Origin of the sequence: Brevibacterium sp. p3-SID960, assembly GCF_025144725.1 — a bacterium.
Taxonomy (GTDB): domain Bacteria; phylum Actinomycetota; class Actinomycetes; order Actinomycetales; family Brevibacteriaceae; genus Brevibacterium.
The window spans coordinates 36,680-56,761 of sequence record NZ_JALXKS010000015.1 but is presented as its reverse complement, the minus strand read 5'-3'; the positions used below and the strand labels follow the sequence as shown (position 1 = coordinate 56,761).

The 20,082-nt window shown below is 67.2% G+C and carries 11 protein-coding genes; 4 read left to right on the top strand and 7 right to left on the bottom strand.

Features of this window, described 5'->3' with window-relative positions:
* Positions 1-20: 20 nt before the first annotated feature.
* Entirely contained in the window at positions 21-3,014 is a 2,994-nt protein-coding gene (locus M3B11_RS06480) for a UPF0182 family protein (protein WP_259875926.1), read from the bottom strand.
* Between the two features lie 24 nt (positions 3,015-3,038).
* A complete protein-coding gene (locus tag M3B11_RS06475) occupies positions 3,039-4,226 on the bottom strand; it encodes a PDZ domain-containing protein (RefSeq protein WP_259875925.1) in 1,188 nt (395 codons plus the stop codon).
* A gap of 233 nt (positions 4,227-4,459) precedes the next feature.
* Between M3B11_RS06475 and M3B11_RS06470 the strand changes: the two genes are divergently transcribed.
* Positions 4,460-5,896: a zinc-dependent metalloprotease gene (locus M3B11_RS06470; RefSeq protein WP_259875924.1), complete on the top strand. Its 1,437-nt coding sequence runs from the start codon at positions 4,460-4,462 to the stop codon at positions 5,894-5,896.
* Complete coding sequence (locus M3B11_RS06465; RefSeq protein WP_259875923.1) at positions 5,877-6,437, top strand: NUDIX domain-containing protein; 561 nt, start codon at positions 5,877-5,879, stop codon at positions 6,435-6,437. The genes M3B11_RS06470 and M3B11_RS06465 overlap by 20 nt, the downstream gene beginning before the upstream one ends.
* A gap of 11 nt (positions 6,438-6,448) precedes the next feature.
* On the opposite strand, the gene M3B11_RS06460 is transcribed toward M3B11_RS06465, so the two are convergent.
* Complete coding sequence (locus tag M3B11_RS06460; RefSeq protein ID WP_259875922.1) at positions 6,449-6,991, bottom strand: M48 family metallopeptidase; 543 nt, start codon at positions 6,989-6,991, stop codon at positions 6,449-6,451.
* Between the two features lie 714 nt (positions 6,992-7,705).
* Here M3B11_RS06460 and M3B11_RS06455 point away from each other — a divergent pair.
* On the top strand, positions 7,706-8,596 hold the full coding sequence (locus M3B11_RS06455; protein WP_259875921.1) for a hypothetical protein: 891 nt from the start codon (positions 7,706-7,708) through the stop codon (positions 8,594-8,596).
* Here the strand turns inward: M3B11_RS06455 and M3B11_RS06450 are convergent, their stop codons facing one another.
* Positions 8,597-10,744, bottom strand: a complete 2,148-nt coding sequence (locus tag M3B11_RS06450; RefSeq protein ID WP_259875920.1) for an ATP-dependent DNA helicase UvrD2 — start codon at positions 10,742-10,744, stop codon at positions 8,597-8,599.
* Positions 10,741-11,721 (bottom strand): NAD(+) diphosphatase, encoded by a 981-nt coding sequence (gene nudC / locus M3B11_RS06445; RefSeq protein WP_259875919.1) that lies wholly within the window; start codon positions 11,719-11,721, stop codon positions 10,741-10,743. The genes M3B11_RS06450 and nudC overlap by 4 nt, the downstream gene beginning before the upstream one ends.
* A gap of 140 nt (positions 11,722-11,861) precedes the next feature.
* On the opposite strand from nudC, the gene M3B11_RS06440 reads away from it, so the two are divergent.
* Entirely contained in the window at positions 11,862-13,133 is a 1,272-nt protein-coding gene (locus M3B11_RS06440) for a phosphotransferase (RefSeq protein WP_259875918.1), read from the top strand.
* A gap of 5 nt (positions 13,134-13,138) precedes the next feature.
* Here the strand turns inward: M3B11_RS06440 and M3B11_RS06435 are convergent, their stop codons facing one another.
* On the bottom strand, positions 13,139-16,675 hold the full coding sequence (locus tag M3B11_RS06435) for an ATP-dependent DNA helicase (protein WP_259875917.1): 3,537 nt from the start codon (positions 16,673-16,675) through the stop codon (positions 13,139-13,141).
* The gene (locus M3B11_RS06430) at positions 16,672-20,016 is read right to left on the bottom strand and encodes a PD-(D/E)XK nuclease family protein (protein WP_259875916.1); all 3,345 of its coding nucleotides are present in this window, start codon (positions 20,014-20,016) and stop codon (positions 16,672-16,674) included. Before M3B11_RS06430 ends, M3B11_RS06435 begins: the two co-directional genes overlap by 4 nt.
* Positions 20,017-20,082 lie beyond the last annotated feature (66 nt).

Genomic DNA, 20,082 nt, shown 5'->3' with positions numbered 1-20,082 from the left:
CGGGCGCGGGGCTGGCAGGTTCAGTTGCCGCCGTCGGTGGCAGCGTCACCGGGTTCGGTTTCGCTGTCAGCCGGCGAGGCCTCGTTCTCCGCCTTCATCGCCTCGTCGAGGGCCTCACGCAGGCGAGTCTGTGCCTCACCGTAGGCGGCGAAGTCTCCGTCCTGCAGGGCCTTGTCGGAGTCCTCCATGGCCCGCTTGGCCTTGTCGAGGGCGTTGGCGAGAGCCTGGTCAGCAGTCTCCCCCGGCTGGGTGCCGCCGGTGGCGCCTTCCTCGTCCTCCTCAGGTGCCTGGCCGGCGTCACCGGCCTGGACGCCCGAGTCACCGCCGAACACCTGGTCGAGGGCGGCATCGAGGGTCGGGGCGAAGCCGATCTGCTCACCGAAGGCCACGAGCACGCGCTGCAGCACCGGGTAGGAGGTCTCACCGGCCGAGCGGACGTAGACCGGCTGGATGTACAGCAGACCGCCGGCTACCGGCAGGGTCAGCAGGTTGCCGTTCTGCACCTGCGACTCACCCTGGCGCAGCAGGTTGAGGCTCGACTGGATCTCAGGCTCGGTGTTGAAGTTGTTCTGCGCCTGGCCCGGGCCGGGGAACGTCGTGTTGCGCGGCAGCTGCAGCAGACGCAGCCGGCCGTAGTCCTCACTCTTCGTGCCAGCCTCCTCACCGGCATCGGCGCTAGCCGCCAGGAACCCGGTGAGGTTGTTGCGTGTCTGGCCCTGCGCCTGGCGCGGGATGAACGACGAGGTCAGCGAGAACGACGGCTTCTCCTGGCCGGGCATGCGCAGCGTCAGGTAGAACGGCGGCTGCAGGAGGTTGCGCTCCTGGTTGACCGTCGGGTCCGTCGGCAGCGTCCAGAAGTCCTGGCCGGTGTAGAAGGAGTTCGCGTCGTCGACGTGGTAGCGGGTGAGCAGCTGACGCTGAACCTTGAATAGGTCCTCGGGGTAGCGCACATGCGCTATGAGGTCGGCGCTCATCTCATCGGTGGACTTGAACAGACCCGGGAAGATCTTCATCCAGGTCTTGAGCACCGGGTCGTCATCTTCCCATTCGTAGAGGTCGACGTCGCCGTCATAGGCGTCGACGGTGACCTTGACCGAGTTGCGGATGTAGTTCACCTGCTGCGGCGGCAGCGCCTGCTGGCTGCCGCTGCGCTCGGTGTTCGAGTCCTGGGTGGCATCCTGCAGCACCTGCGGGGTCGAGTACGGGTAGTGCGGGCTCGTCGTGTAGGCATCGACGATCCACTTGATCCGCCCGTCGATGACCGCCGGGTAGGGGTCACCGTCGACTTCGAGGAACGGGGCGACGCGCTTGATGCGCTCACGCGGGGTGCGCTCGTACAGGATCTGGGAGTCCTCGTTGACCGCATCGGAGAGGACGATCTGCTCGTCCTGGAACTTCACGGCGTAGACGAGACGGTTGAAGAAGTTGCCAACCGACGGCCCGCCCTCACCGGAGAACGTGTTGTACACCTGTGCCTCGCCGTCGTCGCCATCGGCGGGGTAGTCGATCTCCCGCGGGTCGGCGCCATCGGGTGCGCCGACGATCGAGTACAGCGGTGAGCGCTCTCCGAAGTAGATGCGCGGTTCGTACTCGCCGAGCTCACCGGTCGGCGGGATGTTGGCTTCGAGGAAGGACGGCTGTCCGTCATTGCCCTGACGGTTGCCGTACGCGGCGACGACACCGAAACCGTGGGTGTAGACGACGGCCTGGTTGAGCCACGAGGAATCCGCCTGCGATTCCGGGTTGAGCTCACGCAGCGCGATGACTGTGTCCTGCATCTCACCGTCGATGCGGTAGCGGTCGACGTCGAGCTGTTCGGGGAAGCTGTAGAACGGGCGCTGCTGCTGCAGCTGGCGGAACGTATCGGACACCAGGTTCGGGTCGAGCAGACGCACCGAGGCGGCGGTCTCGGCATCGGCGCGCAGCGCGCCGGGCTCACCTTCGGTGGTCGGCGAGTACGGAATCACATCGACGTCCTGGATGCCGTAGGCGTAGCGGGTGGCGTCGAGGTTGCGCTGGATGAACTCGCGCTCCAGGGACTGCTCGGAGGGCGAGACCTGGAACTGCTGCACGGCAGCCGGCAGGCCGATGACTGAGACAGCACCGAGGACGAGCAGCATGATGACCGAGACGATCGAGAGCTTCCACATGCTGCGGAAGGCGTTGGCAAGGAACAGCAGCGCGACGACGAGCGCGGCCAGAGCGATGATGAGCATCGCCGGCAGCGTGATGTTGCTGGTGGTGTAGGTGGCACCGGTGACGATGCCGCTGGTGTTGGTCAGCGACTCGTAGCGCAGCACGAACAGGCGGGCAGCCTGCAGCAGGATGAGCACGCCGGCCGTGATGGCGATCTGCACCTGAGCCGCACGGGTCATGTCGAGACCGCGCTGCTCACCGGGGCGCAGCCCGCCGAACAGGTAGTGGGCGACGAGCGAGCCGATGAAGGCCAGCAGCGCGACCATGCCGAGGTAGTCGACGACGAGCCGGATGACCGGCAGCTGGAAGACGAAGAAGGACACGTCCCAGCCGAACTCGGGATCCTTGATCCCGAACGGGGTGGAGTGCAGAAACATCTGCACCTGCTGCCAGGAGGCTGACAGGGCGACGCCGCCGAGCACTCCGACGACGAGCGAGGCGACGATGGTAACGACGGCACGCAGCGGTTCGATGGCCTCGCGGTAGCGGTCGAGGTTCTCCTGCTGTGGCGTCGTGGGCGCATAGACCGGCCGCTTGCGGTGGGCTAGGTTAAGGCACAGCCACAGCGGTGCGGCCATGAGCAGCACACCGATGACGAACAGGACGATCTTGGTGACCCATTCGGTGGTGAACACCTGCAGGAAGCCGAGCTGATCGAACCACAGGATGTCCGTGTAGACCTGCGCGAACACGACGAACAGGCCCAGCACGACGGCCACGCCGATGAGCGTGAGGACCAGCGGCGAGACCTTCGTCGACCGGCCTTGCGGCCGACCGGGCGAACCGGGCTTACGGGGTGGACCGGCGGAAAACGTCACTCGTTCCCTTTCGTCGAAGCGGTGTCATCGTGCGCCCTGCTGGGCGTCGCACTGCGGAAGGCTGTCGGTGTTTCCTGCGGCGATGTCCTCGACCGCAGCGTGGGCATCGGACAGCGTGTCGATACGGACCACATTCAGGTCTGTGGAGGCGGCGGCGTCGACCACCTCGGGGCAGTTCTTCGCCGGTGACAGGAAGTACTCGGCACCCGCGTCCGAGGCGGCGCTGACCTTCTGCCGGGCCCCGCCGATCGGCGAGACGGTCCCGGCGGAATCGATCGCACCGGTGCCGGCGATCGGCCTGCCGCCGGTGAGGTTGCCCGGAGTGAGCTCGTCGATGATCGTCAGAGCGAAGATCATGCCTGCCGACGGCCCACCGATGTCCTTGACGTTGTAGGTGACTTCGAACGGGAAGTCGAAGCGCTGCTGCATCGAGATGCCGATCATCTTCTTGCCGTGCACCGGCTCGGGCTCCAGGTCGACCGACAGCTCTTCGTCCCCGCGCTTGAGGCCGAGCTGCACGCTGCCCTCGGATTCGGTGACGGCCGCCGCGACTGCCGTCGCAGCGTCGGGGTCACCTCCGAGTCCGGTGCCGTTGATCGAGGTGATCTCGTCTCCGGGCTGGACCTGCCCGTCTGCTGGCGAACCGGCCACCACCTCGGCGACGGCGGTGACAGAGGAGTAGTCGATGCCGAGCTCGCCGAGCGCAGCAGCGGTGGCGGTGTCCTGCGAGGAGGCCATCTGGGCGGTGTTCTGGCCGGTGACATCCTCGCGGGTGGTCGTCAGCGGGTAGTAGGACTCGTTGGGTACGACGGTGTCGGTGCCTTTGAAGACCGATCGCAGCGCCTCGGAGGCGTAGACGGTGTTGCCCGGGCCGCCGGCGACGGCGACGGTGAGCATGTCGAGCTGGCCCTCGGCCTCATACGTTTCGGCGCCGCTGATCGTGATGAGATCTTTACCGTCGACCGGCTCGAGGGTGTTGACCACCGGGCCGGGCAGCTGCAGCAGGTAGGGCACCGGGATCAGCGCGCAGGCGAGCACGAGGCCGTAGGTGATGATTCCGGACAGGATCCCACCGGAGCGGGCCCGAGGCCTGCCAGCCGGCTTCTCTGCCGGGGCTGCAGCGCTGTCAGCGCTGGTTGTGAGGGTCTGCGGCGCGCCGACGGGGGCGGGCTCAGGCGCGTGACCCGAACCGGCTCCGGCGTTGTTCGTCACGTGGTTCAACCCTTTCGATACGCACCAGTGAACAGACCTGCTCCAGTCTAGACGAGGCACCGGATGGGAACCACTCAGGAATCCCCTGTCCGCAGGCTGTGTGTGCGGCGGCATGCGCGCATTTCGCCGAGGACGAAACCACCGCCTCAGGACCGGCGGTTCGGAACATTTGACCAGCTTCTCCGGTTAGCCTGACATGACTACCACCGCCCGCACCGAACCAGGGGGTCCGCATGACCGATAAGAACGACGACGAACAGCAGCCTGACGAGAACAATCCCTTCGGCAACATGTTCGGCATGTTCTTCGGGCCCGGCGGCGGTGCAGGTTTCGGCGGCCCCGGCGGCGGCTCCGGCGGCCAGCAGGGCATGCCCGGCGGGTTCCCCTTCGACCCGGCGATGCTCGGCGGGATCATGCAGCAGCTGCAGGAGATGATGAGCGGAGCCGGTGCGCAGAAGGCAGCGCTCAAGGCTGCCGAGGACAAGGTGCCGACTCCCGATCCGGACATCAGCGACGAGACCGTCGCCGCCAGCCGGGATGCGTTCCGTGTCGCTGAGCTGTGGCTGGCGAAGGTCACCGACCAGCCGGCCGGGGTCGGAGATGCGCAGACCCTGACCCGCAGAGAATGGGTGCGCCAGTCGCTGCCGGGCTGGGAGAAGTTCCTCGCCCCGGTGCAGACGAACATGACCCAGGCGCTGACGAGCACGATCGCCGAGCAGGCACCCGAAGAGCTCAAGCCGATGCTCGCCGGCGCCTCGCAGATGTTCGCCTCGATGAGCAGCTCGATGTTCGGCGTGCAGCTCGGTGAGGCGCTCGGCGGACTCTCCGGTGAGGTGCTGACGTCGACGGACATCGGCCTGCCGCTGGTCGCCGGCGACAAGCCGGTGCTGGTGCACGCGAACATCGTCGGTGCCGCAGCCGAGCTCGACATCGACCCGAAGGAGCTGCGGATCTACCTGGCAGTGCGTGAGCTTGCCCACCTGTGGCTGTTCACACGCGCCCCGTGGCTGGCCGGCCACGTCGAGACGGCGCTGGCGAAGTACGCTGCCGGCATCGAAGTCGATATGGGCCGCATCGAGGGGCTGGCCGGGCAGATCGACCCGAGCAACCTGGAGCAGGTCAGCCAGGAGGTCCGCGAGGGTCTCTTCAACCCGCAGCAGACTCCGCAGCAGGCTGAGGCCCTCGAACAGGTGCAGAACCTGCTGTCGGTCATCGCCGGCTGGGCTGATGTCGTCACCTACTCCGCCTGCGAGGCGCTGAGCGAGCGCGATGCAATCCGCGAGGCGCTCCATCGCCGGCTGGCCACCCAGAGCTCTGCTGATCGCCGGTTCGCCGAACTCGTCGGCCTCGAACTGGTGCCCACGCGGCTGCGCGATGCCGTCGCACTGTTCGGCTACCTGGAGCAGTCCGAGGGTGCTGCGGCACGCGACCAGATCTTCACCCACCCGGATCTGCTGCCGAGCGCCAAGGATCTTGATGATCCGCTCGGCTACCGGGAGCGCCGTCAGGAAGCCTGGTCAAGTGAGACAGAGATCGATGAAGCGCTCGAGAAGATCCTGAGCGAAGGTTCGGCTGAGAAGCCGAACACTGAGGATGCCGACAGCAGTGCAGGCGCAGCAGATGACGGTGACAGCGGCAACGGTGACGCCGATGCGGATGATGAGCGCTGATCGAGTACTGAACGACTTCGCTGCCGAGCTGCGCAGCGCCGGGCAGGCCCCGCAGGCAGAGTTTCTGCTCGCTGCGGGGCCTGCCGCATTGTCGAAGACCGCCGACCCGGATCACTTCACCGCCAGCTGCGTCGTCTTCGACCTCGCAGCCGATGATCGGAGGGTGCTTCTGCAGCGGCACCGCAAGACCGGCAAGTGGATGCAGTTCGGCGGCCACGTCGAGGCAGCTGATGGCTCATTCGCTGCCGCAGCCGCACGCGAGCTGACCGAGGAGACGGGCCTGCGCTCCTGGCGCTGGTTCTCCCCCACTCCTGTGTCCGTGACGTCGTACACCCTCGCAGCCCAGCACGGCCGGTGCGCCCGTCACCGGGATGTGCTCTTTGCTGCCGATGCTCCTGAGAGCGAATCGGTGAGCGTCTCGCCGGAGTCCCACGCGCTCGGGTGGTTCAGCCTCGATGCGCTGCCCGATCAGCTCATACCGGATCTGACCGACCGGCTTCCGAAGCTGTGGGATGCTGCTCACCAGCTCGCGCAGCGCTGACTTACGGGGGGTCAGCTGGTGTGCCGGGCTGCGCCCTCGCCGTAGCTGAACCCCGACAGGAAGATGTCGGCGTCTTTGGTGCGCTCGTAGCGGCCCGCCAGCGCATGGAAGGCTGGCGAGTGATTGGGCTCGCGCAGGTGCGCGAGCTCATGGACGAGCACCGCATCGAGGACCCACGCCGGCACCTCGCGCAGACGGTCGGAGATCCGGATCTGACCGGTGGCCGAAGTCGTCGAGCCGAATCGGGTGCGCTGATTGGACACCCAGCGCACCGAGGTCGGGGCGATCCCATCGTCGAACAGACGTGCGTTCAGCTCAGCCGCGCGGGCTTGCAGATCCTCATCACCTGGTGCAGGGACCGCAGCCCGGCGCTCCAGGCGCTCGATGAGCCGCGCGATCGAGCAGATGTTGCGCTCCAGGTCGAACCGGGCAGGCACAGCCAGCTGATAGCCGACGGGGGTTTTCGTCGCAGAGATCGTCTTGCGGCGTCGCGTTGAGCGCTTGAGGGTGATCGTGCCGTCACCGATCCCTGCCCGCACATCCGAGGCGTCCACGTACTCTCACCCTGCCCTCTCACACGGCTCTGCCACTGCAGACATCTTCGCACGCCCGACGGACACCACCCCCACCGGACCCACCTCCTCCGCTGAACCCACCGACACCACCGGACCCACCGACTCCACCTCCCGCGTGACGGCCACCACTCGATGATCAACGGGCTGCCACAGGCGGCAGGGAAATCCAAGCCGCAACGCCGCAGTCAGGAGCTCTTAAAAATTTCTCGAGATTTCTTTGTGTCCACACCCCACTCAGGGGGTGATTCCTCACGTCAACCGGAACTTCCCGGCAGCTGCGCGCACCCGAATCCGATACACGATGCACATCGTTATCCACACAAACGACGTCAGTTCCCCGGCGTTTTCCACACACCATGCACAGGGGGTGCCCGACAGTCTGTTGACGTGGGCGCGGCAAGCGGCATAGTTTGAGGAGTCAGACCCTCGGAAAACCCGAGATTCGTGGGCTGGGGGAAGGTTCACGAAACTCGCGAGCGGCTGAGGGCTTCGACCGGGCGAACAGCTCTGACGGCGTGCATTGCACGCCTCATGTCATGAGCGCGTTCGCCCGGTCTCATTCATGAGTGCGTTCGTCCGATCTCATTTCCGTCTGGGCCCATCTCTGCACAGAGTTTTCCACAATCGCCTCATCCCCCTGTCCGTGCATGTGCATGTGAGCCTACGATGCCGGTGTACAAGGGGGTTCACGGCATGAGATATCAGCTTTACCGATCGGTACCGGTGGTCTGGCGCAGCTCAAGATGCATCCAATTCGGCGTCGATTCCCCCGTGCTCATCGACGGGCTCACCGCGGCCGACACCGAACTCATCAATGCGATCCGGATGGGCATCAGCGCCCGCGACTTCGACGCCCGCGCCGCCCATCTCGAGGTCAGCCCGGCTCGCTCAGCTTCGCTGCTGTCCCTTCTGAGAGAAGCCGGTGTGCTCATGCCTGTCGAGCGCACTGCGTTTCGGGCCGGCAGCACCACGCACGTCGATGCCTATGCCGCCCGGATCCGGGCAGAGCCCAGCACCATCACCGGACAGCTCACACGTCCCAGCGTGCTCGTCCTCGGGCCGCTGCGACGCGGACTGCAGGCCCTGCTCGTTTCCGCCGGCATGCGCGCTGACATCATCGACCGGGCCGAGGATGCGCTGACGGCGGACCAGCCGCTCGTCGTGCTGACCGGCGCCTGGGTCGATGACGCGGTGGGTGCTGGATTCCTCCATGAGCACGGGATCGACCACTGCCACGTAACGGTCGGGCAGGAGCAGGTGCGCCTGTCCCATGTGATCCGGGCCCAGGAGACCCCCTGCACGCGCTGCGCGATCGGCTTCCGCTGCGATGACGATGCCGACTGGTTCGGCAGCTGGCAGGCGCTGTGGCAACAGGCTCCCTCCGCGTCGCTGCTCGATCCGGTGCTGTGCGCTCTGGCGTATGCGCATCAGGCCGAGCGCGTACGCGAGCACATTCTGCACCCCGGCCGTGTCGCCGATGACCTTGTCGTCTCCACCAGCGGCAAGGTCGTCGTCGAGACGCCGGAGTTCCATGCCAGCTGCGATTGCCGGGCGTCTGTGCTGCAGCATCTGAGCCACGTGTGATCAGGAGGCGTTGTCACTGCGCTGCTGACGGACGGTCTCGATGATCGCCTCACCGAACTGCTCTTGTTTGACCGGGCCGATGCCGGGCACCCGGGCGAGCTCCTCCCGGTTTCGCGGTGCAACCTCGGCGACCATATTCAGCGTCGCGTTCGTCAGCACCATGTAGGCAGGGATCTGGTGGTCCTCCGCGGCCTGCTTGCGCCAGTCCTTGAGCGCTTCGAGCAGCTGCGGGTCGATGGCTCCTGGGCAGTCGCCGCAGCGACCGATGCGACGTTCGACGATGTTGACGAGGACCTTCTGGCACTTCTGGCAGTGCACGGTGTCGCCTCCGCGGGTTGTGCCGGCGGCCCGGCTGCGCCGTACCTGCGGGGCCTGCCGGGGCTGGTCGCCGCGCAGTTCGGCGAGGAATCGTGAGGGGCGCCGCGAGCCGGCGCGGCCGGCGTGCCGGGCTTTCGACCAGCTGAGCCGCAGCTGCTTGCGTGCACGGGTCACCGCGACATAGAGCAGTCGGCGCTCCTCGGCGATCTCGGCCGGTTCGCTGGCATAGCTGATGGGCATCAGCCCCTCGCTGAGGCCCACGACGTGAACGCTGTCCCATTCCAAGCCCTTGGCCGCGTGCACAGAGGCCAGTGTGACGCCGTTGATCGGCGGAGCGAACTGGTGCTCCTGCCGGTCGGCGAGTTCGGCGACGAAGTCCGCCAGAGGCACCGGTATCTCTTTGTCGGCCTGCATGGCCTCGGCAAGGTCGACAATGGCGGCAAGCGATTCCCACTTCTCGCGGGCGGCACCCACCCGCGACTCGCCGGCGGCGCTCCAGCCGGTGTTCTCCAGCACCTCGCGGACCACCTCAGGCAACGGCCCCACCCCGTGGGTGCGGGTGGCGGCGTTGAGCATGACGAGGGCCTGCTTGACCTCTGGACGGGCGAAGAACCGCTCCCCGCCGCGCAGCACATAAGTGATGCCGCGGGCGGCGAGGGCCTCTTCGTATGCCTGGCTCTGGCCGTTGGTGCGGAACAGCACCGCGATGTCCTGGGCGGCGCGTCCGGCAGCCAGCTCATCGGCGATGGCGTCTGCCACGGCTGCCGCCTCGGCTGGGTCGTCGCCGTATTCGAAGTACTGCACCGGGCCCATGCGGGGATGGGTGGCTTGGAGCACGAGTGCCCCGCGGCCGGTGTGGGTCAACAGCCGGTTGGCGGTGTCGACGATGTCGGCACTCGATCGGTAGTTGCGCACCAGTCTGACGGTCGAGGCGGTGGGCAGGTCCCGCCGCAGGCCGAGCAGGAATGAGTCGGTGGCACCGGCGAACGTGTAGATGGTCTGGGCCGGGTCGCCGACGACGCACAGGCTCTCGCGCCTGCCCAGCCAGCGACGCAGCAGGTCGTACTGCAGCGGGGAGACGTCTTGGAACTCGTCGACGACGAAGCTGCTGTACTGGGAGTGGACTTTCGCAGCAATGTCCTCGCGGGTGCCGAGCACGCCGTTGAGGACGAGGAGGACGTCTTCGAAGTCGATGAGGCGGCGGCGGGACTTCATCTCCGAGTAGGCGAGCATGATCCGCTCCATGCTTGCGACATCAATGCCGTCGGGCAGCTCGCGGTCACCTGCAGCGTGCAGGTACTCCTCGACACCGAGCAGGGAGGCCGCGGCGTACTCGATCTCGGCTGCGACATCGCGGACGACTTCGCGTTCTGGTTCGAAGCCGAGGCCGGCCATCGCCTGTGAGAGCACTCCGGCTTTGTGCGTCAGCAGGTCGGGAAACGGGCCCTCGGCAATCGATGACCAGAAGAACCGCAGCTGTCGCAGAGCTGCTGAGTGGAACGTGCGGGCCTGCACGCTGGGCACGCCGAGGCCGCGCAGCCGGGAGCGCATCTCACCGGCAGCCTTCGACGTGAACGTCAGGGCGAGCACCTCGGTGGGACGGAACTGCCCGGTGTGCACGCCGTAGGCGATGCGGTGTGTCATCGCTCGTGTCTTGCCGGTGCCTGCACCGGCGAGGACCACGAGCGGGCCGTCGAAGTGCTCGGCGACCTGCCGCTGTTCGGGGTCGAGGGCGGCCAGCAGCTTGTCGGCGACCGGTCCCGCAGCGCAGGGGCCTGAGGGCGTATCCGTGTGGCGCCGCCTGCGGGGCTGGGTGGGCTGTGGGCTCATGCGTTGTGCATCCACGCGGAGATGAGCTGGCCTGCGATCGAGACGCTGCCGGGCACCGAGACGGCACCGATGTCGACCTGTTCGCGCAGCTCCTCACGCGTGAACCAGCGCAGGCCGGAGATCTCGACGAGATCGGCCTGGAAGTCCAGCGTCTGCGCCTCGACGCTGAAGCCGAGCATGAGCGAGGCCGGGAACGGCCACGGCTGCGACCCGAGGTAGCGGGGGTTGCAGCACGGCACGCGTGCTTCTTCCCAGACCTCGCGCACGACGGCGTTCTCCAGGGTCTCTCCGGGTTCGACGAAACCTGCCAGGACTGAGAAGCGGTCTTCGGGCCAGGCCGCGTTGCTGCCGAGCAGGAGGCGTTCGGTGCCGCGCTCGTCGGTGTGCACAACGGCCATGATGACAGCCGGATCGGTGCGCGGGAAGTGCTCGCTGCCGGCCTCGGGATCCCTGCGCACCCAGCCGCCGCGCATCGGCACGGTTGGTGCGCCGTTGCGCGGCGAGTGCGTATGTGTGCGGTGCCAGTTGCCCACGGCGACGAGTTCACAGGCCAGTCCTGCGTCGCGGTCGCTGAGCGCCTCGGCGATCTCGCGCAGCGGCAGCCAGGTCGGTTCGGCTGCGTCGATGCCGCTGGCAGGTGCGTCGAGGAAGTCAACGGCGTCCCGGTCGCGCTCCGCGGCCAACGAGGAGTCGATCGCCGCACGTCCTGCATCGGTGAGGTCGATGCCGATCCAGTGGGTTTCTGTGTCGTCGACGCCCAGGTAGATCTGGGTGGAGTCCTGCGGCACCTCGGTTTCGGTCACCGGGACCAGGCCGCCTGAGGCGACGAGCAGGTAGCCGCGGTGGGCGAGGATCCCGTGTACGCGCGAGCGCTGCCACAGCTCGGAGAGATCGCCGTCGGATCCGCGCGCCGCATCGTTGCGGTCGACGGCGCTGCGGGCAAGGCTGGCCGCCTGGAGCATTGGGAGGGGTTTCATGCGTTCCACTGTAGCGAAGGGCGCGGACATCGATTCGAGCGGTGGCCGCGCCTGTGGAGGACGCGAACTTCTGCCACCGGGCGGCGGCATCGGAGTGTAGATCCACCAACCTCCCTGTGCGGACAGGTAGATTGGATGACGTGGACACCTTGGGACTGAGGCTTGCAGCAATCGCCGCCGGACAGATCGCCGGTTTCGAACCGTCGCTGTGGACGAAGCTGCCGGATTCGCGCGGCCCGCGTGTGCTGCTCAGCGACGAGGAGCGCTCGCTGGTCGTCAGCCTCATCCCCGACTCTGATGTGCCGGCCGCCCAGACCGAGGCAGTAGCGTGCGCTGTGCTGCGCAGCCTGCTGCCCGAGACGCAGATCGGGTTCCCGCAGATCCTCGCGACCGTTCGGGCCCCGGATGAGCTGACCGAGGACGACCGGACCTACGAAGTGCAGGTCTCCGACCCTCTGGCCGGCACCCCTGCAACGCTGGAGGCCTTCGCAGACTCGCAGCAGCTGGTCAGCGCCCTGGCCGACTTCCTCGCCGATCTGCACAACAGCGACACCGGTGCGGTCGCAGATGCCGGGCTCGTCGTCCACGATTCAGCCGAGTTGCGCGAACAGCTGCTGGCTGATCTCGATCGCGCGGCGGACACCGGGCTTGTGCCTGCGGTGCTGCTGCAGCGCTGGGAGGACGCCCTGGAGAACGTCTCGACATGGCGGTTCCTGCCCTGCCCGATCCACGCAGCGCTGGCTCCGGAGGCGATCCGCGTCGAAGATGAGCGCATCACCAGTGTCAGTGATTTCTTCCGCTTCCGAGTCGGCGACCCGGCAGCCGACGTAGCGGCGGTGTCGACGTTTGTGGAGGGATCTCACTACGAGCACTTCCTCGACCGCTACCGCCAGCAGCGTGACATCAAGGATGCCGGTCTGCAGGCGCGTGCCGAGCTGCTGGCCGAACTGGCAGTCCTCGACTGGCTGCTGCTGGCAGTCGACACCGAAGATGAAACCGCGAAGTCCGATGCGGTGGCCCTGCTGAATTCGCTTGCCGAGGTGGCGACAGCTGATGCCGAGCAGCCGCGGCATGCCCAGCCGTACGAGTTCACCGATCGCCACGAGGCCTTGGCAGATGACTCAGCCACCCACGATGGTAGCGCCCCTGTGCCAGGGCCAGCAGCGGACACTCCTGCAGAGGACACTCCTGCAGACGATGAGCCCGGCACGGCCTCGCCTGGAGTGCCCGCACCTGATCGCCAGCCGCGAGTCGAACCGCAGGTGCAGCGCAGCAGCGGCCCGGAAACGTTCCGTCCGGCAGCTGCCCCCGCGCCGTTTGATGAGGGCATCTCAGCTGATGTGCCGACGGAGCGCATCATGGATGTCGACGAGCAGCTGCAGACGCCCGACGAACGTCCCGAGAAGTCCTGAGCGCGTCAGAGCCCGAGGCGGGCGACGAGTTCGGATGCGCTCATGATGTGCGGGACCGTAATCTCCTGATCATCACCGAGGAAGTAGAATCCGCACTCGATGCGCTCCGCAGCGGCGAACGCCGGCATCTTCTGCACAGCCATCCGATAGATGGCCAACTGAATCGCCCGGTCTGCCAGCTCGTCCTCACTGCGCGGGGACCTGCCGGTCTTCCAGTCGACGACGTAGTATCCGCCGTCGATGGCGAAGATCGCATCGATCTTGCCCGGCACCGTCACCGTGTGACCGTCAGCGCCGGTGAGGGTGAGTTCGAAGGACTGTTCCACCGCCGCCGGCTCCAGTGCTGCAAAACGTGAGCGCTCGAACCGCCTGCACAGCTCGTCGAGCTGCTCGTGCAGGTATGCCGGCAGAGTCACGGTGTTCGGATCGTCGTCGAGGTCGCTCAGTGCCGCCTGTCCGTAGAAGTTCTCCACCCAGGCGTGGAAGGCGGTGCCGAGCCCAGCGGCGTGAGATGGGCCCTGCGGCATGGGGCGCCTGAGTTCGCGGCGGTAGCGCCGCGGATCCTCTGCCAGCTGAACGAGCCCGGTGGCAGAAAGTCGGCTCGGCAGGGGGGACTCCTCTGCCTGCTGGGCCCGCTCCGCCTGCAGTGCCAGCGCCATCTGAGCAAGTGCGGCGATCTCGGCAGCTGCACCGTCGTGCATGTCCGGTTGTGCATCAGCCAGCTGCTGAAGCTCGGGCTTCGCTCGCAGGGCGGAGGCGAACACCCCGGTCAGCTCCGCTCGTCTCGCGGCTTCTGCGGGGTCGGTTCGTTTCGGCCACTCGACGGAGATCGCCTCGCCCTCGGGCCGTTCGGTGTCGTCGTCTCCGGGGTTGAGGACCTCGTCGGGGTCGAGGTCGAGGACCTCGGCGGCCTCGTGTAGGAATGGTGAGAACTCGTTCTCCTTCTGTCGGGTGGTGAAAAGGCTGCCGCCGAGCCACAGCTGTTGTTTCGCCCGTGTCACTGCGACATAGCCGATCCGGCGTTCCTCGATGGCGTGGTGCAGGTTGAGCTGGTCCTTCAGCTCCGTATCCCGGTACGTCTCGATGTCGTCTTCGGTGGCGAATCGGGTGTCGGTGAGGTCGAAGCGTGGAATGTGGTGCCGGTCGCCGCGCAGCGCATACGGCAGCATTCCGCCGGTGAGCCACGCCTGGTGGCTGCGCAGTGTGGTGGGCATGTCTCCTACTGTCAGGTGCGGAATGGCGACGATGTCGAACCCCAGCCCCTTCGACCCGTGAACGGTCATGATGGTGATGGCACCCTCGGCCGCCGGCTCCTCGGGAATGCTCAGTGACTGTTCGGCGTCCATCACGGCAAGCCAGGTGAGGAAGTCATCGAGTGATCCCACCGGATTCTGCGACACGAAGTCACCTGTCAGTGAGATGAACGCATCGACGGACTTCTCATGGTTGGCCCGGGCAGCTTCGGGCAGCGATGCGACCTCTGTGTCGATGTCGAGTTCGACGATCGCTGCTCGCACGAGGCCGGGCACGGTGACAGCCAGGCGCCTGAGGCGACGCAGGCTCTCAGCCAGGCGGATGAGCCGGCGCGTGGCGGTCTCGCTGAGCTTTGATCTGCGCCAGTCAGCGACGACCGGTGAGCGCTGGGGTCTGTCAGATCCGTCGAGGAAAGAGGCGACAGCGATGAGGTCGTCAACAGCTTCGATGATCCCAACGGTGACAACCCCCGCGCCGCCTGCGACGGAATCACCGGTCTCAGCGCTGCCGGTCTCGGCACCGGCTGCGCTCTGGCTGGCCTCGAAAACCTGCTGGGCGCGGTCATTGCGGGCCTTAGCGAACCGGTGCAGTGCGGCGATGTCGGCAGCACCGAGAGAACAGCTGCGACCGCTGATGAGACGCATGAGCTCGGTGCCGGCGTTCGGGTCGGTCACCGTGTGCAGGGCTGCGTGTATATCAGCGACGTAGGTGTCTTCGAGCAGTCCGTCAGCACCGGCGACGTGCACCTCGAAGCCGGCATTCTCAAGTGCGGTGGCCGTTTCGGTCAGGAACGAGCGTTTGCGGCACAGCACTGCGCGCTGGGGTGGGTCAGTCCTGCCGCTGGCGTGCCAGGTCTCGGTGGCGGAGTGCATGAAGTCGACGAGTTCTGCCATGAGGTCGGTGCCGTACACCTGGTCGATCTCTCCGATGGTGGAGACCACGAGTGCCCGACCGTCGCCGGCGCCGGGCCGGGGCCGCAGCACGTCCTTTGCGTCGTATTCCGGCAGGTCCTCGGAGATCCGGTTGGCTACGGCGAGGATGCTCTTGTCGTTGCGCCAGCCGATGCTCAGCGTCCGGACGTGCGCGTCGGCGACTCTCGGCTGCTCGCCCGGGCCGGTTGTCGGCAGCTGGCGCTGGAACTGTTTTGGGAAATCGCTGATATTGCGGGCTGAGGCGCCGCGCCAGGCGTAGATCGACTGCCGGGGGTCACCGACTGCCATGACGTTCTTGCCGTTGAACAGGCGCTGCAGCAGCTGGAACTGCGAGTCCGAGGTGTCCTGGTATTCGTCGAGCATGATGGCGTCCCATCTGCTTCGCTCGACCGACAGGATCCGTCCGTCGGGTCGGCTCATGATGTCGTAGGCGTATTTCACCTGGTCGGAGAACTCCATAGCCGAGCTCTGCCGCTTGGCTGCCAGGAACCGTTCAGCCAGCACGGTGATCTTCCGCTTGTCCAGCAGCTTCTCCAGCGCGGTCGTGCCGCACAGCTCGATGATCCTCTCCGCCAGTTCATCGCGCGCCCTGCGGTCTGTGTGGCCCTTCCCAGCTCGGCCGACACCAGCCTCGTCGGCCAGTGCCCGCAGCTCGGCGATGACGCCGTCCTTCTCCTCCTTCCGCAGAGATCGTCCCCGCCGGATCTTCGTGGCGTACCACGTCAGACCGGCTTCGCCGAGAAGGTGGTCGATGCAGTCGTCAAGGTAGTCAAGGACTCTCTGCGGGGTCTGCAGGTGCTCGTTGATCTGCCCGGCCATCTCGCGGACGCGCCCGATGAGAGCAGTCCGCGCGACGTCGGCGGGGATCTCGTGCGGCTCTGCGGCGAGGATGATCTGCTCGGCCAGCTGGATTGACCCGGCTGCATCAAGGACTGAGGAGTCGGATTCGATGCCGATCGCCAGGCCGTAGTCGCTCACGAGCGAGGCGGCATAGGAGTTGTAGGTCGAGATCGTCGGCATCTCGAGATCAGCAAGCCTGCCACGTTGCCCGCCTCCGGTGCCGCTGGCGGCAGGACGGACACGGCGAAAGGTGCGCACGAACGCCCAGATCCGCTCAGTCAGCTCACCGACGGCTTTGCGCGTGAATGTCAGTCCGAGGATGCGCTGCGGGTCGGCGTAGCCGTTGGCGATGAGCCACAGCACGCGAAGCGCGAGCGTCTCCGTCTTCCCTGAACCCGCACCGGCAATGATGACGGTCGGTTCGAGCTCGGCTTCGATGATCGCCGCCTGCTCATCGGTCGGGGGGTGCACTCCGACGATCTCGGCGAGCGCGGCGGCGCTGTACTGCGCGCTCATGCGCGTGCCTCCTCGTTGTCGCTGTCCATCACGGCCGGGCATGAACTGCGCACCGGGCAGTATCGGCAGGCGTCCGGCGACGGGGTGGCTGGGAAGTACGCCGAACGCATCTGACGGGCGGTCTCGACGACCATCCGGCCAGCCCAGGTGTGTCCGTCAGGGCCGTCCTCGTCAGTCTGCAGGGCAGGCTGCTCGCGGATCGTGGGCTTCTTGTTGCGCAGGAACACCAGTTCCGCTCCGGCTGGCGCGCCGTGCGCCTGGCTGCCGTCGGTCAGTTCGACCGTCCCGCTCGGGTGAGCGAGTGCTGCCTGATAGGTGCCGAGCTGCGGGTGCTCGGGCATCTCCTTGCGTGGTGTCGGGTTCTTGCCGGTCTTGAAGTCGATGATGTACAGGCCGCGTCCGTCGGCGAGCTGCTCGATGCGGTCGATACGGCCGCGGATCTGCCACGGGCCGCCCTGCTCGGGGTCGTGCTCAACGGCAGTGACGCTGGCCTCGACTCCGAGAAGGGTGCCTTCGCTGCCGCGGGCGCGCAGGTAGGTGCTGAGGTTGTCGACCATGCCTGCGATCGTCTCGTATTCGCGTTCGCGTTCCCACGCGGCGTCGAATTCGAGCCGGGCGAACTTCTCTTCGAACGCCTGCTGCATGCTCAGCAGGTCCCCATCGGGGAACTCCTCGGCCAGCTCATGGATGAGCGTGCCGGTCGTCTGCGCCTGCGTGGCCGCCGCGTCCCCGGCGTGCCGGGAGAGGAACCATTTCAGCGGGCACGTCGCGAAGGTCTCCATCGTCGACGGGCTGAGGGTGACGATCTCATCTGCTGCCCGAACCGGATCCTGTGAGCTGCGTTCGTACCAACGCTGCCATGTCGCCGAGTCGGCTTCGCTCACATGAGCGCGTGTGAGCGCGGCGAGCAGCTGCGCCCACTGTTGCTGTTCCTCGGCGGTGCGAGCGGCTTCGAAACGGTGCCGGGCGTGTGCTGCGATGGACCGAATGCTCAGCTGGCCGGCGGCAGGCTCAGCAGCACGACCGGCGCGGGAAGCATCAGCGCCTGCCGCCGTATCGGCGCGGTCTGCCTCCGCATCCGGGTCGGGGCGCAGCAGGGTGAAGAAGCCGCTGGGACTCGACTCGCCGTCATCGAGAGCGGTGACGACCAGGTGGGTGCGGGCCCGGGACAGCGCGGCGAGCAGCAGCCGGGCCTCATCGCGGATGACCCCGCGGCGTTGCTGCGCGAAGCGGGCCGCCTGGGCAGCGGAGCTGTCGGCCTCAGGGCCCGCCGTCGGCAGGCGCTTGTCGAGTGCGTCGCAGAGGTCGGCGGTGTCGAAGATCGAGCCGCGGATCTTGGGGTTCGGCCATTGGCCGTCGTTGACATCGGCGACGATGACGGCGGTGAAGTCGAGGTGGGCGACAGCGGCCGGTGAGTCGACGACGACCATGTCACCGTGATGCTGGCGGGCCAGGGAGTCCTGCGCGAAATCCTGGTCGAGGACCTTGAGCGCGAAGCTGTGGGCGGGCATTGCGTCGCGGCCGCTGTAGCGTTCGGCCAGCGTCATGAGCCGGATGACGGCATCGAGACGGTCGTTGAGCGGGTGCGTCGGCTGGGATGCCGCGACCGGCTCCCAGCGCCGCGCCGCACCGGAGGTCTCCCACAGCTGCCACAGTGCCGTGTGCGGATCGGTGCCGCGCACCTCGGCGGCAGTGCCCAGCAGCCGGTGGACCATCGCCAGCTCCCCGGGCAGCTGCTCGGCAGGATAGGTGCGCAAGGCGGTCAGCAGCGTGTCGTCCGCACTGCCGGTGAGGACGGCGAGCTCGCGTTCGAGGCCGCGCACAGCCAGCGCATCGACGCCACCATAGACCCCGGTGAGCAGCTCACGGGCGACGGCCTCGACAGCGGTGTCGTCATCGCGGTTGAGGCCGAGCAGCCGCAGCAGCGGGGCGGTTGCTGGGTCGGCGGCCAGGGATATGCTGCTGCCGGCGACCGGGATTCCCAGGTGCTCGAGCTCCTGGCGCAGCGCCGCGGCGGTGCCCGCGGTGCGGCACAGCACCGCACAGTCCGACCAGTCCAGGCCCGTGTCATGATGCCAGCGCCGAAGCGTCCGGGCGATCCCGCGGGTGCGTTCGGCGGCGCTGGGGAACACCGCGAATTCCGCCGGTTCACTTGCACCCGCCTCACCGGGTTCTGCGACTGCCTCGGCACTGCGGTCGGGAATCGGCAGGTGGCCGTACGCCTGTTCGGCCGACATCGCTGAAGCAAAGCTGTGCCACAGCTGCGCCAGCGCTCCGGCGCCGCGGCACGACGGGTCGAGTGGGTCGAGGGTGAGCACGCGGCTGCCGCCAGGCCCGGCGAGCGGCCCGCCGGTGGCGTCCTCGCGTGCGGCGTGGCGCAGCAGCAGGCCGGTCGCCCCGCGGAACGCCTGGGTCGTCGTGTCTGGTGAGGCGGTCAGCAGGATCCGGCAGCCGAGGGCGACCAAGCACTGCAGGACCGACAGCGCACCATCGGGCAGGTCCTGGGCGGCGTCGACGAGCACATAGCGCGGTACCGGCTGGCCCGGCTGCTCGCTGGCAGGGCGGTCGGGCACCGAGAAGTCCCAGTGGCGGCCGGCCCGTACCCCGCGATCGTTCTGGTCGATGAGGATGCTCGTCGCTTCGGTGAGTACACTGGCGGTGTCGACGCCGCTGAAACCGGGGAACGAGTTGAGTTCCAGATACTCTCGCATCATGACGGCCAGCGCCTCCCACTCCCCTCGTCCGTGGGCAGCGGCGGCTGCGAATACGTCGCTGTCATCGAGTGTGCGTGCCATGATTTCGTTGAGGGCTTCGCGCAGCTGGTCGCGGAAGCCTCGGGTGGCCCGCACCTCGGCGCTGAGGTGCTCCGGCCAGGCGGGAGCGGGAATGAGCCCGGATTCGTATCCAGCGAGCATGTCGGCGAGGAAGGCGTCCTGTTCGGCCCCGGAGATGAACCGTATCTGCCGGCCCTCGGTGGCTCCGCTGAGCGCGCTGACGAGCCCGAAGGCGAATGAGTGGATGCTGCGCGCGGCAGGTGCCGACCGGATTCCGTTGCGGCCGGGCCCGAGGCGGTCGCGCAGCGCGGTGGCGTGGTCGCGGTTTGGAGTCAGTACGAGGATGTCGTCAGCACCGATGCCCGGTGTCGCGGCGAGCTGTTCGAACACCGTGCAGACAAGCGTCGTCTTCCCGGTTCCCGGCGCTCCGATGACTGTGATGTTGCAACCAGAATGTGTGTCGCGCAGCTCACGGATGCAGCGCTCGATGACGTCGCCCAGATCAGGCGCGGAACCGGTGCCTTCCCTGCTGGTGTGCGGTCTGAGCTCATCTTCCGTTGCGACCATGGCTTCATTGAAGCACAGCCCACGGACATCGCCGGGTCCGCACCGGAAATGTCCTCACCGACCCCG